At 66.9% G+C, this 12,929-nt stretch carries 13 protein-coding genes; 5 read left to right on the forward strand and 8 right to left on the reverse strand.

Features of this window, described 5'->3' with window-relative positions; genetic code table 11:
- Window positions 1-2: 2 nt before the first annotated feature.
- Window positions 3-1,220, forward strand: coding sequence for a GNAT family N-acetyltransferase (locus AC5Y4S_RS17515; protein ID WP_500033931.1), 1,218 nt, complete (start codon window positions 3-5; stop codon window positions 1,218-1,220).
- A 2-nt stretch (window positions 1,221-1,222) separates the two neighbouring features.
- Complete coding sequence (locus tag AC5Y4S_RS17520; protein ID WP_500033932.1) at window positions 1,223-2,170, forward strand: NAD(P)/FAD-dependent oxidoreductase; 948 nt, start codon at window positions 1,223-1,225, stop codon at window positions 2,168-2,170.
- Here AC5Y4S_RS17520 and AC5Y4S_RS17525 read toward each other — a convergent pair.
- The 4 genes from AC5Y4S_RS17525 to AC5Y4S_RS17540 form a co-directional block, all read right to left on the reverse strand.
- Window positions 2,167-2,877 (reverse strand): ABC transporter permease, encoded by a 711-nt coding sequence (locus AC5Y4S_RS17525; protein WP_500034052.1) that lies wholly within the window; start codon window positions 2,875-2,877, stop codon window positions 2,167-2,169. The genes AC5Y4S_RS17520 and AC5Y4S_RS17525 overlap by 4 nt on opposite strands.
- Window positions 2,878-2,915: 38 nt before the next feature.
- Complete coding sequence (locus AC5Y4S_RS17530) at window positions 2,916-3,881, reverse strand: aliphatic sulfonate ABC transporter substrate-binding protein (protein ID WP_500033933.1); 966 nt, start codon at window positions 3,879-3,881, stop codon at window positions 2,916-2,918.
- Window positions 3,878-4,660, reverse strand: a complete 783-nt coding sequence (locus AC5Y4S_RS17535) for an ABC transporter ATP-binding protein (protein WP_500034053.1) — start codon at window positions 4,658-4,660, stop codon at window positions 3,878-3,880. Before AC5Y4S_RS17535 ends, AC5Y4S_RS17530 begins: the two co-directional genes overlap by 4 nt.
- 109 nt (window positions 4,661-4,769) lie before the next feature.
- Complete coding sequence (locus tag AC5Y4S_RS17540; protein WP_500033934.1) at window positions 4,770-5,051, reverse strand: hypothetical protein; 282 nt, start codon at window positions 5,049-5,051, stop codon at window positions 4,770-4,772.
- Between the two features lie 190 nt (window positions 5,052-5,241).
- On the opposite strand from AC5Y4S_RS17540, the gene AC5Y4S_RS17545 reads away from it, so the two are divergent.
- Window positions 5,242-6,438: an MFS transporter gene (locus tag AC5Y4S_RS17545; protein ID WP_500034054.1), complete on the forward strand. Its 1,197-nt coding sequence runs from the start codon at window positions 5,242-5,244 to the stop codon at window positions 6,436-6,438.
- 17 nt (window positions 6,439-6,455) lie between these two features.
- Here AC5Y4S_RS17545 and AC5Y4S_RS17550 read toward each other — a convergent pair whose 3' ends face one another.
- From AC5Y4S_RS17550 to AC5Y4S_RS17560, 3 genes are all read right to left on the reverse strand, one after another.
- Window positions 6,456-7,085, reverse strand: coding sequence for a hypothetical protein (locus AC5Y4S_RS17550; protein ID WP_500033935.1), 630 nt, complete (start codon window positions 7,083-7,085; stop codon window positions 6,456-6,458).
- 159 nt (window positions 7,086-7,244) lie between these two features.
- A complete protein-coding gene (locus AC5Y4S_RS17555) occupies window positions 7,245-8,282 on the reverse strand; it encodes an LLM class F420-dependent oxidoreductase (protein ID WP_500033936.1) in 1,038 nt (345 codons plus the stop codon).
- 5 nt (window positions 8,283-8,287) lie between these two features.
- Complete coding sequence (locus AC5Y4S_RS17560) at window positions 8,288-8,725, reverse strand: nuclear transport factor 2 family protein (protein WP_500033937.1); 438 nt, start codon at window positions 8,723-8,725, stop codon at window positions 8,288-8,290.
- Window positions 8,726-8,844: 119 nt separating this feature from the next.
- On the opposite strand from AC5Y4S_RS17560, the gene AC5Y4S_RS17565 reads away from it, so the two are divergent.
- Window positions 8,845-9,411: a PadR family transcriptional regulator gene (locus AC5Y4S_RS17565; protein ID WP_500033938.1), complete on the forward strand. Its 567-nt coding sequence runs from the start codon at window positions 8,845-8,847 to the stop codon at window positions 9,409-9,411.
- Here AC5Y4S_RS17565 and AC5Y4S_RS17570 read toward each other — a convergent pair.
- On the reverse strand, window positions 9,408-12,419 hold the full coding sequence (locus tag AC5Y4S_RS17570) for an aminotransferase class I/II-fold pyridoxal phosphate-dependent enzyme (RefSeq protein WP_500033939.1): 3,012 nt from the start codon (window positions 12,417-12,419) through the stop codon (window positions 9,408-9,410). The two genes, AC5Y4S_RS17565 and AC5Y4S_RS17570, sit on opposite strands and share 4 nt — an antisense overlap.
- A 247-nt stretch (window positions 12,420-12,666) precedes the next feature.
- Here AC5Y4S_RS17570 and AC5Y4S_RS17575 point away from each other — a divergent pair, with 247 nt between their 5' ends.
- Window positions 12,667-12,882: an acyl carrier protein gene (locus AC5Y4S_RS17575; protein WP_066935553.1), complete on the forward strand. Its 216-nt coding sequence runs from the start codon at window positions 12,667-12,669 to the stop codon at window positions 12,880-12,882.
- Window positions 12,883-12,929: the final 47 nt, after the last annotated feature.

Genomic DNA, 12,929 nt, shown 5'->3' on the forward strand with positions numbered 1-12,929 from the left:
ACATGAGCACCGACATTCGCATCCTCGAGGGCGAGGACGATCTCATCGCCGCGGCGAACGTGTTTCGCGCCGCCATGGTGGGATTTCCCCCGCTGGCGAACCTGGCGCCCGGCCAGATCACCGAGCTGGTGGAACCCGGCCGCACGATCGGCGCTTTCGTTTCGGGGCAACTCGTCGGCACCGCCGACGCGGTGACGAGCGGACTGACGCTTCCCGGCGGCGCGATCGTGGGCCACGCCGCCGTGACCCACATCGGGGTGCTGCCGTCGTTCACCCGAAAAGGCATCGCCACCGACCTGATACATCATCAGCTGCGCGACATCGCCGCGCGGGGCGAAGCGGTCGCGACGCTGCGCGCCTCGGAGGCGACGATCTACGAGCGGTACGGCTACGGTGTAGCGAGTTCGTCGCAGACGGTCGAGGTTCAGACCGCACGGGCCGCGCTGCGCCCAGGGGTGGCGGCCGGCGGTCCGGTGCGGCTGGTGGAGGTGGGCGAATCCTGGGACCTCCTGCCCCGGATCTACGCCGAGAATCGGCCGTCCCGCCCGGGAACCATTGACCGCCCGGCGGTGTGGTGGCGCAGCCTGCGGATGCGCGCCGAATCCGCGCCGGGCGCTTCGTATGTCGCGGTGCACGGCGAACCGGGATCGGAGTCCGGATTCGCTCGCTACCGCCCCGTCGACACCGACGCATGGTTCGTCAGCGACCAGCGCACCATCGCGGTCGAGGACTTCTTCGCGCCGACGATGCAGGCCTACGTCGGGTTGCTGCGTTTCCTGCTCGGGCTCGATCTCATCGACCGGGTGGTGTTCTGGATGCTGCCCGCCGATGCTCCGCTGCCCTGGCTGCTTGTAGATCGGCGAGCCGCGCGGGTTACCGCGGTGCACGACGAGACGTGGCTGCGCGTCGTCGACGCGCGAAAGGCGTTGGCGGCGCGGGGATATATCGGGGATGGGGAGGTCACCATCGCAGTAGACGACCCCCTGTTGCCGGAGAATTCGGCCAGCTTCACCGTCACCGCCGCGGGCGCGGAGCCGACGGACCGACCGGCCCGGTTGCACACCGGAATCGAAGCGCTCGGTGCCGCGCTGCTCGGGGGCGCGACGTGGCGCGGCCTGGCCACGGCCGGGCTGGCCCGCGCCGATGACCCGCAAGCGCTCGCCGTTGCCGATCGGCTGTTCGCGGTGCCCGACGCCCCGCACGCCGGGTTTTACTTCTAGCGATGATCGTCATCGTCGGCGCGGGCATCTGTGGGCTGGCGGCCGCCTACGAGCTGTCCCGGCGCGGGGAACACCCGGTCGTGTTCGAGCGCGGTGCGCCGTTCGCGGAACAATCCGCGGGACTGGCGCGCATCTTCCGCATCGCCCATCGGCGCCCCGTGTTGTGCAGGCTCGCCATGCGGGCCCGCGACGGCTGGCAGCGCTGGGAGACCGAGTTCGGCGCCGGACGCCTCCTTGGCGCGGAGGGCTTCATCGCCGCCGACGCCGGCCCGGACATCGCGGCCGCGATGGACGATGCCGGCGCCGCTTACTTTCGGCTTGACCGGTCCGAAATCACCGCGCGAATACCGTTTTTGGCCGCGCCATGGGAAACCGGAGTGTTCGATCCGCAGGGCGGGAGCCTGCGCATCCGCCGCGCGCTCGATGCCTTGGCACGACGCGCCGCCATCGAGCGCGGCCAGGTCGTGTCGGTTGACGACGACGGCGCGACGACGCTCTCGGACGGCACCGTCGTGCACGCGGACCGCGTGCTCATCTGCGCGGGTGTCGAGACGCCGGCCCTGTTCGGACCGCTGGGCATCGAATTCGCCCCACACACCCGATTCACCTACGAGGGCGCCGAAGCGGCCGGCGCCGCATGCCTTTCCGCGCCCGAGGGATACGGGTTGCCGCTGGGCAGCACGGGGCGCTGGGCGTTCGGGCAGGAGGTGCCCGACCCCGCGACAGTGCGCGCGCTGTTTCCGTCCCTGTCGCCGGTGGGCCGGGTGGACTGCGTCACGGCTCGCGCAGCGTGGCTGGACTCGGGTGGCGATGGCTGGACGGTAGCCCGGCGGGGTCGCGTCGTCGCGTTCGTCGGCAGCAACCTGATGAAGTTCGGGCCGCTGCTCGGCGAATTGCTGGCCTATGCCGTGCTGAACGAAGAGCCGCCGAGCGAGCTCATCCTGGGCTAAGTGCGCCGCCTCACCATTCGGCGCTCGAGCGTGCCCAACGCGGCGTCACTGAGTTTGCCCAATCCGGCGAGCAGCACGATCGCCAGCAGCATCACATCCGTGCGCCCGGTGTTCTGGCTGTCGATGAGCAGGAAACCGAGCCCCTTCGACGAGGCGATCAGCTCCGCCGCCACCAGAAACAGCCACGCATTCGCCAGGCCCAATCGCAACCCGTTCACCAGGCCCGGGGCCGCCGCCGGCAGCATCACCGTCGTCAGCAACGCGGCGCCGTGCCGACCGTAGGCGCGGCCCACCTCAAGAAGCTGCGGGTCGACGTGCGTAAGTGCCGACGCCGTCGTCGTGTAGACGGGAAAGAACGCACCGATGGCGACGAGCAACACCTTCGGCGTCTCGTCGATCCCAAACCACAAGAGCAGCAACGGTACCCACGCCAACGAGGGCACCGTGCGAAGCGCCGCCACCGTGGGCGCCAGCAGGCTGCGCGCGGCACCCGACAGACCGATCAGGGAACCGAGCGCGAGCGCGGCCGCCGCGCCGGCCAGGTAGCCGAGCGCCACCCGTAACAGGCTGGCTTGCAGGTGGGTCCACAGTTCACCGTGGCGGAGCAGCCCGCCGAGGGCGGCCACCACATCGCCGGGGGGCGGCAACTGACTGGCCGAGAAAAGTCCCGCGGCAGTGACCAGTTGCCAGGTCGCCAGCAGCAGCAGCGGAACGACGAGCCCCGCCACCGGTGCGGCGCGCAACCTCAGGATGCGTGCTGGGCGTACTTCGGGTCGATGATCGTGTTCAAGGCGCCGCGCCCGGCTTCGTCGGATTTGATGTCCGAGTCCGCCACGGCGATCGGCAAGATGTTGGTCAGGACCGCGCGCTGAGGATCGCCCGGCGCGGGTTGGATGTCCAATGCCGTTCGCTGCAACTCCTCCTGGGCCACGCTCTGTGTCACCTTCGCCTGCGAGGCCAGCAACGCCGCCAACTCGTCGGGATGCGCCTTCGCCCATTTCCGGGCCTCCTCATAGCTATTGACCACGGATTGGACGAGATCCGGATGGGCGGTGATGAAGTCCTCGCGGGCGTTCAGCACGCCGTAGGAATTGAAATCCGGGTTGCGGTACAGCAACCGCGAGCCTTGTTGCTGGACGGTCTGGGCCATGAACGGGTCCAGTCCTGACCAGGCATCCACGTCGCCGCGCTCCAGGGCGGTCTTACCGTCGGCATGCTGCAGATTGATGATCTCCACGTCGGCAGGCGAAAGCCCCGCCGTCGCAAGCGATTGCAACAGGAAGAAGTACGGATCGGTCCCCTTGGTAACCGCGATCTTCTTGCCCTTCAAGTCGGCCACCGAGTTGATCGGGGAGTTCTTCGGGACAACCAGGGCCGTCCACTCCGGCTTGCTGTAGACGTCGATGATCTTGATCGGTGTGCCGTTGGCCCGCGCGACCAATGCGGCCGAACCTGCGGTCGACCCGAAGTCCAGCGCTTGTGAGCGGAGCCCCTCGTTGGCCTTGTTGCTGCCCGCCGAAAGAACCCAGGTGACGTTGTAACCCCGGCCCTCGAGCAGGTGCTGGTCCCGCACCACCAGACTCAGGGGGTTGTAATAGGCGTAGTCCAGTCGGATGTCCTTCGAAGCCGTCGGACCCGCTTTCGAACCGCAGGCGGACACGGCGGCGGCCACCGCGAAAACCGAAACCGCCGCCAGATAACGGGCCTTCATTCTGCTTTTGCCTCCTCATCGCCGGCAGCGCCGTGCCGGCGCACGCCGAGTTCGTCCAACAACCGATCGCGCAGCCCGACGATGCGCGGGTCGCCACGGTCGCGCGGCTTGGGGATGGTGATGCTGAAGGTCGCGGCAATAGTTGCGACGCCTCGGGTTTCGGCGCGGTCATCGGCGCGCAGGATCAGCACGCGGTCGGCCAGGATCACTGCCTCGTCGACGTCGTGTGTCACCAGGAGCGTGGTCGTGCCCGCCTCCTGCTGCACCGTGTCGAGCAGGTCCTGCATCCGGAGCCGAGTCAAAGCGTCGAGGGCCGCCAACGGCTCGTCGAGGAGCAGCACGCTGGGTCGCCGGGCCAGGGCGCGTGCGAGCCCCGCGCGTTGGGCCATACCGCCGGACACCTGCCGCGGATAATGGTTGCCGAATTCACGCAGCCCGACCACGTCGAGCCAATGCTGCACCACGGCCGGCCCTTTCGACCGGGTGGTGCCGCGGGGCAGGCCGAAGGCCACGTTGTCCGCCAGGTTTCGCCATGGCAGCAGTCGAGGTTCCTGAAAGACCATGGCGCAGCGCGGATCGATCCCGCGAACCGGAATGCCGTCGATCTCGATCCGCCCGCCCGTCGGACGGTCCAGGCCGGCGATGAGCCGCAACAGCGTCGACTTGCCGCTCCCGGACGATCCGAGCAACGCGACCACCTCGCCCGGCTCGATCTCGACGTCGACGTCGTCCAGCACGGCGCGCTTGCCGAACGTTCGGTTGACACCGCGCAGGGACACACGCGCCGGCGCGGGGTTGCTCGACGTCACCCGCGCAGCCTAGGAATCGGCGTCGGCCGTCACCAGGTTTGGATCGTTCGTGATTCAAACCCGGCCGCGGCTAGCCCGGTCAACCGTGTGGAGCCTCGGAGATCTTCGTGTCCGGCTTGCCCAACGTTTGGCAGTACGTCAGCGCGGACAGCCGGGTCGCCGTGATCTCCGCGTTGGTCGGATCGGACCCGTTCTTGTCCTTGAGCATCTTGCTGACCTCATCGCTCTGCTTCTTTTCGTCCTGTCCGGTGAAGTCCTTGCATTTCGTGTCGCCGCCGGTGTTGACGATCTGGGAGGCCGAGCACGCGCCGGACAGCAGCGCAACCAGCGCGATCGTGGCCGCCGCGGTTTGCTTGATCATTTGCCCTCCTAGGTCCGGTCTGAGCTGTCTGTTCACCAAACCGGCTGATTTCAAACTCACTGCGGTTTGCGCCGACGGACGTTGTGTTTGCTTGCGCCGACGCGGGAATACCTTGGTAAGTCGCTACGTCTATTCGTTCGTTGCAAAGCCCAGGGAGGACCAAGCAGTGAGCCCGTCGAACGCGTCGACGTTGGCGACGGCGGGCGAGCGCGACGCGGGCCTCGAGTCAGGCTCGAGCCGAACCGTGTTCGCCAGCGTGCTGGCCCTGCTGCTGTCGACGGGATGGGTCGCCAACCACTTCGTTGCGTTGATGCCGTCGATCAGCGACCACCAGCACCTCGGCGCGGCCCGGCTCGACGCCATATTCGGGATCTACGCGCTCGGGTTGTTGCCCGGCCTGCTTTTCGGCGGGCGCGCCTCGGACGCGCTTGGGCGCCAGTCCGTGGCGTTGGCAGGCTCGACGACCGCTCTGGTGGGCACGCTGGCCATGCTGTTCTCGCAACAATCCGACGTCTTGCTGGCGGGACGTTTGGTCGTCGGGCTCGGGGTGGGTCTCCTGATGAGCTCCTGCACCGCATGGGCGTCCGATCTGAGGGGTCCCGCCGGCGCGGCCACCGCGGGCGCGGTGTTGCTCGCCGGGTTCGCCGTCGGGCCGTTCGCCGCGGGCGTGATCGCGCGGGCCGACCAGCTGGGCATTCGGGTGTCGTTCGGGCTGGCCGCGGCCCTCGTCGTGGCGGCGATGATTTTCTCGATCCTGGCGGTGCGGAGATCGGACGAGACGGCGACGGTTGCCGCGCGCGCCTGGGAGCCCTCGACCGCGGCGCGGCGGGGAACCGCGTGGGCCCTGAGCTGGGCCATGCCGCTCGCGCCGTGGGTGTTCGCCTCGGCGACTTTGGGATTCATCGCCATCCCCAGCCGCCTGCATACCGGGCTCGCGGCCCCGATGGCCGCGGGGACCGCCACGCTGATAGTCAACGGCGTCAGCGGACTGATTCAACTGCTCGCCCGGGTGGTTCGCTGGGGACCGCACGCCGGCACCGCCGGCGCCGTTCTGGCCGCGCTCGGCTACGCGGCGACCGCGCTGGCCCCGCCGACCATGTCGGTGGCGCTGGCCGTGCCGCTGTTCTTGATCCTTGGGTGTGCGTCGGGCCTATGCCTGCGCGAGGGTTTGATCGATCTGGAAGCCGCCGCACCGCAGCGGCTGCGCGGCGCGCTGGTCGGAGTCTTCTACGTGGTGACCTACGTCGGCTTCGGCCTGCCGCTGATACTCACCACCGCCGGATCCACGGTCTCGACGACGATCTTGGCCGTCATGTCCGTGCTGGCGTTGGTGACAGCGGTGACACGCGCGGTGCGGCTGCGACGCGCTGCCCACCGCCAGAGTTGATTCTGCGGTCGGATGCCTTATGCCGCAACGATTTTGGGTCGCTCGCCGACGACGCTCAGCCCCGCCAAACGCCGCCACGAGCGAATGGCGTGGCGCGTGATCTCCACGACGCGGGCCGCTCCAGCGTCCGCGTTTGCCAATCGATGCGCTTTGAGGGCATTGCCGGTCACGGCATCCAGCGTGTCCCAGTCGTCGGTCTCGACGAGTGCCGTCGATTGAGCGGCGGTCCGGACGGCATACCTTTCGGCGGTCACCGGCGTGGTACCGATCGCGCGCGCGGCGCGGGCGGCGCCATCCCACTCGGCGATCGGCGGCATCTCGCCGGGGGCGAGCCGGCGATGCAGTTCTGCGATGTCAGTGATCGCTCCTGCCGCCGCCGCGTTCTCGGCGTAGCGAATGACACCCCACGGGGGGCTGACCAACAGCTTCGCGACCCATGGGTGCACGACGGTTCCGGCGACGTCGGCGGTGCCAACCGTCAGCCACGCCAAGTCGAGTACCAACATGCTGTCATCCGGCGCGAGATACCCGTCGGGCCCGGCAAGCAGGTCGTTGCACAACTGGACGAAGGAGGCCAGCGGCCGGGCCGAGGTTGCCGGGAAGTCGGTGATCTGCTCGTCGCCGTTGATGTACGAAATCACGTTCATTGCACAGCCTTTGCCCGATTCGGGCCGATGCGATCCTCGGGCCAGCCTCAGCGGGTGGGTGATTCGGTCCAGGTCCATTGCAGCTGCTTCCTACGGTCCGCCGGCGCGATAAACACATGCTATGGCAAGCGCGGCCTTGGTAGGGCGTGACGCCGGCGGTCAGAGCAGCTCGCGGAGCGTCTCGATCAGCTTGATCCGCTCCTGCGGCGTGCCCGCCATGGGCGCAACGTTCAGCGTGGTCACGCCCGCCTCGCGGTACGCCGCGAGGCGTTCCTTGACGAATTCGCGCGTACCGATCAAGTTGACGTCTCGCACCAGTTCGTCGGGCACCACCTTGGCCGCGCCGTCCTTGTCGCCGGCCAGGTAGAGCTCTTGGATGCGGTCCGCTTGCGGGCCGTAGCCGTACTTGGTGGCCAGGGTGTGATAGAAGTTCTTGCCCTTGGCGCCCATCCCCCCGATGTAGAGCGCCAGGTGCGGTTTGACGAATTCGCGTAGGGGCTCGACGTTTTCGCCGATGGCCAGCACCGGCCCGGCGTACACGTCGAGCGGCCCGAGCGCGGGGTCGCGCTTGGCCTGACCCGCGGCCAGCGCCTCCCCCCACACGTCGCGCGCCTTCTCGGGCAGATAAAAGATCGGCTGCCAGCCCTCGGCGATTTCGGCGGCCAGCTCGACGTTCTTGGGCCCCAGCGCAGCAACCAGGATCGGGATGCGCTCTCGGACAGGCTTGTTGATGAGCTTCAGCGGTTTGCCGAGTCCGCTGCCCTGGCCCGCGGGCAACGGGATCGTGTAGTGCTTGCCGCTGTGTTGCAGCGTTTCGCGGCGCCACACCTGGCGGCAGATGTCGATGACTTCGCGGGTGCGCGCGATCGGGGCGTCGTAGGGCACGCCGTGGAAGCCCTCGATCACCTGGGGGCCGGAGGCGCCTAAGCCGAGCGTGAACCGGCCGTCGGAGACGTAGTCGAGACCCGCGGCGGTCATGGCGGTCAGTGTGGGGGTGCGCGTGTAGAGCTGCAGGATGCCCGACGCCAGCCCAACCCGTTCGGTGCTCGCCGCCAGGTAGCCCAGCGCGCTGACCGCGTCGAACGAATACGCCTCGGGGACAAAGACGATGTCCAACCCGGCGCGTTCCAGGTCGGCCACTTCGGCCGCGACGTCCTTGAACCCGCCGGCGTAGTTGATTCCCAATCCGATCCGCATGATCCCTACCCCGACGCGGTGGCGAACTGGTTGGCCAGTTCGACGGCCTCTTGCTGGATCCGATCGAACTGCGCGGCCATCGCCTCGGATAGCGCCGTCGCGCCCGACAGCGGCCGGACCATCACCATGAAGTCGTCGATCAGCCCGTCGTCGTTGAAGTGCAGGAAGTCGCAACCGGTGATCTTCACTCCCGGCGCCCCCGCTATCCCGGTCTCGAATACCAGCGCGTGGTCACGCCCGTTGCCGTCGGCGATTTCGCGGACGTAGTGGAAGTCCTCGAAGACCCGCAGCACACCGCGCAGGATCGCGGCGGTTATCGGCTTGCCGACATAGGGCTTGAACGCCACCGGGCTGGTGAACACCACGGTGTCGGCCAGCATCGCCTGGATGGCCGCCTCGTCGCGCTCCTCGACCGCCTTGCGAAAGGGATGCTTAGCACTCATGCGACACCTCGCATAGTCAATTTGTTGAATAGGCGTGCTCGACGCTAAAGCCTGTCCGGCCGTATGTCGATGTGCGATTAATCACTTTGTTGATTATTCACATCGTTACACTGTCAGGCGTGTCCCTGCGTGATGCGGTGCTGGCCGCGCTCCTCGACGGCGAAGCCTCCGGGTACGACCTGGCCAAGGGCTTCGACGCTTCGGTGGCGAACTTCTGGATGGCCACCCCTCAGCAGCTGTATCGAGAACTCGAGCGGCTCGCCGAGCAGGGTCTCATCCGGGCGCGGGTCGTGCATCAGGATCGCCGGCCCAACAAGCGCATGTTCTCGCTGACCGAAGCCGGCTACGAAGCGATCGTGCAGTTCACCGCCCGCGCGCCGAAGCCCTCCGTGATCCGCGACGAGCTTGCGGTCAAAGTCATGGCCGTCGACGCCGGTGACGCGCGGGCCGTGCGCGACTTCATGGTGGAACGAGTGGAACGGGCGAAGGCCAAATTGCAGCGCTACGAACGCATGCGCACCCGAATGCTCGACGGACGTAGCGAGGCGGCATACCTGGCCCAGGCCGAACGGGTGGGTCCCTATTTGACGCTGCTGCGCGGAATCTCGTTCGAAAAGGAGAACATTCGCTGGGGTGAGCGCGCGCTGACGATCATCGAGCATCGGCTACCCGGCTCGCGCGCCTAGGAGCGGTGCTCGGCCTGCACCGCGTCGCCGGGCTGCTGACCGCCGATCAATTCGTCCACGCCAACCTCGGGGACATCGCCGTCGTCGGCCGTCGGCGGGTCGGCCGCGACCGCGTCGCCGGGGTGCTGCGAACCGACCAGTTCCTCATGGCCGACCTCGGGGACGTTCCCGTCGCCGTTGGACCGACCGTGCTTGGCCGACTTCTTCTTCGGCGCCTTCGCCGCCGCCGGCGCGGCCTTGGCTCGCGAGGGGCGATGACCGTTGGGCGCCAGCCCGACCGCCTCGCTGACCATCTCGATGGCCTTCTCGGTGTACACGCGATAGCCGAAATTCGGTAGGTAGCCGTGGATTTCGGGTGTGTCGAGGTCGCGCATGAACTGTAGAATCTCGCGGCTGAACACCTGACCGGGTACTAGGACCGGAAACCCTGGCGGGTAGGGCGTCACATACGTCGCCGACACGATGTCGACGCCCGCGTCCAAGCGTTCGTCGATCTGCTCGCCGGTGAGGTATTCGCAATTGGTGTCGTCGTAGGAGAGGTAGAACGCCCGGCGGACATCGCCCTCGGGCGTGGCCTCGCTTCCGCTGTGATCCAGGAACGCCGGGTGAAAGCCGCTGAAATCGGGTAGGGGCAAAGACATTTCGGTGAGCCGATAGACCGCCCGCGCGAAGTGTTCGCGCTCGCCGAGGCTCATCTCGGAGATGTTCTGGTCCAGCTCGCGGGCGATGTTGACGAGCACTTCCACCAGGAAGGCCACCGAGCTGCGGGTGGTACCGATGTTGGTCATGAACAGCACGCTGTTGCGCGACGTCTTGTTGATCTGAATTCCGTAGCGGTCCATCAACTGTTGGCGCTTGAACGTGTCGCCGTCGTATCCGGTGGGCCCGATGAATAAGGTGATTCGGGACGGATCGAGCACGAACTCGTCCTGATCCCAGGCGGCCATCATGTTGCGCAGACCGGAGCGCAGGGGCTGTTCGATGGCCGACGGCCGGAAATCCTCGGGAATCAAATCGGAGGTCCGCAGGCAGCGCATGTACTTGCTGAGCAGCGGATGGTTGTCGATCGCGTCGCGCAGCTGCATCGCGTTCTCGATCTGCCGCTGCACCAGCTCGACACCCTCCAGCGCCACCTGCCGGCGGCCGAGATCCAGCGATGCGAGGATCTGGTAGTTGGGCGAGGTGGAGGTATGCGCCATGTACGCCTCGTGGAACGGTTCCGCCACCTTCTGGTCGTAGTCCTGATCGAAGACGTGGATCATCGATCCCTGTCGCAGCGCGGTCAGGGTCTTGTGTGTCGATTGGGTCGCATAGACCCGCACCCGGGCCCGTGCCGGGTCGGGAAGCAGGCGGCGGTCCAGCAGGTCGTCATCGCTGGGCGCGCCCTCGGTTGCCAGCTCCTCCTCGAAGCGCCGCTTGTACTCGGGGTCGGTCAGCCGCTCCCGTAGCGCCCGCGCCGCCGCCATGGCCGTGCGGGTCCGATACACGGGGTGGAAGCGGGCGAACGCGAACCATGCCTCGTCCCACAGGAAAACCAGATCGGGCTTGATCGCGAGGCACTCCTCCATGACCCGCTCGACGTCGTAGACGATCCCGTCGAAGGTGCAGTTGGTCAGCGACATCATCTTGACCCGGTCGAGCTTACCGGCGCGCTTGAGCGCGAGCAGCTTCGACTTGATCTCACGCAGCGGGACCGCGCCGTACATGGAGTAGTCGTTGAGCGGATACGCCTCGAGGTAAATGACATTCGCGCCGGCGAGCATCATCCCGTAGTGATGGGACTGGTGGCAGTTGCGGTCGAGCAGCACGATGTCGCCGGGCGCCACCAACGCCTGCGTGACGATCTTGTTCGCCGTCGAGGTTCCGTTGGTGACGAAGTAGGTGTGGCGCGACCCGTAGGCCTCGGCGGCGAGCTGCTGAGATTCGCGCAGCGGCCCGGTCGGCTCGAGCAGGGAGTCCAGACCGCCACACGTCGCCGACGTCTCGGCCATGAACACGTCCAGGCCGTAAAAGCCGACCATGTCCCGGATCCAGTGCGAGTTGACGATCGACTTGCCCTGCGAAATCGGCAGGGCGTGGAAGACGCCCGTGGGCCGGTGACTGTACTGCTTGAGCGCGCTGAAGAACGGGGTGCGGTAGCGCGCCGCCACACCCTGCAGGATCGATAGGTGAAGCTCGAGCATGCCTTCCCGAGCGTGGAACACCCGGCGGAAGTACTGGCCCAACCGCCCCGCGATGTCCTCCACCTCGATCTCGGTCATCAGGTAGAGGTCGAGTTCGGGCCGCAACTTCGCCAGGGAAATCGCGAGGATCTGCGCGCGTTCCTCGGGCGACTGGTGGTCCGCCAACTCGTGCGACACCCCGGTATCGACGAACTCCGCCAGGGCCGAGAGGTCCCGGGTCGATTGGTGTGAGAAGCGCCGCCGGATCACCACCGCCTGCAGGTTGACGTTGAGCCGTGCCGCGATGAGTGCCTCATCGCCGCTGGACACCACCACCAGCTCGTAGACGAATTCGTCGTCGGGGCGCCGCCATTTGCGGACCTCGTTGCGCAGCGCCCGCTCCTGGTCTTCGGTCATCTTCTCGACGACGAGCACCTCGAAATAGGGACGGTCACGCTGGGTCGCCGGCTGATGTTCGACGAGCTGTCGCGGATCGGACGGGAACATGTCAAGGTCGTCGCTTCCGGCGTTCTCCACGTCGCCCGTACGGTACGACTCCGTGGTCAGCGCCCGGTTGATCTGCACCAGGGCCTGCGCGAATTTGTCGTAACTGCCGGCGGCGAACAGGCGCTGAACCCGGGCGAAGTGCGGCGAACCCGGATAGGCCCAGTACGGCTCGAGAGTGCTTAGCCGCGTGAGCAATTCCTGGCAGGTGTTGATGCACTTCGTCTTCAGCGCGCCCTCGGTGGTCGGGCGGGTGAGCCGATCGGCGGCCTCCTCCAACCGGCACCACGAGTCGCTACGGACCTGCCAAAGACTGTTGTAAGCGCGCAAGTGTTCCGTCATGGTCGCCCTTTCTTTTCCTCGCGGCGACTCCTCAATCCCGGAGCGTCGGTCAAGGTTCGCAGACACAATCCGCCCGCCGGTTACCAGAAGACAAATATTGCACGTCCGTCGAGTGACAGCACCCGAAGGCAGTGGTTACGGGCTCTTGGACCGCGAACGTCTAATTACGCCGGCCATCGGTTTAGGCCCGCGGCCCACGGGTAGGCCTCAGACGTCAATTCTGACGACGACCTTAAGGAGGCGCGCAATGGCGACGGGGGAAACCGGCTTCGACGACGTGACGTACGACCTTGTTTCGGTGCAGTACCACTCGTTGAAGGCCGGGCACGACTATGGACAGTACGTCCGCGATGCCAAGAACGCGGGGCTCGACGACGTGGCCTCGTTCTTCGAGGATGTCATGGCGGAGGATTCCAAGCGCGCGCAGCGCTGCCATGATTTCCTGGTGCAGCTCACCAAATGAGCTAACCTTCAATAATGTTGCGTTGCAACTTAATTGACCGCTATCGT

This window comes from Mycobacterium sp. NGS64 (genome assembly GCF_059812245.1).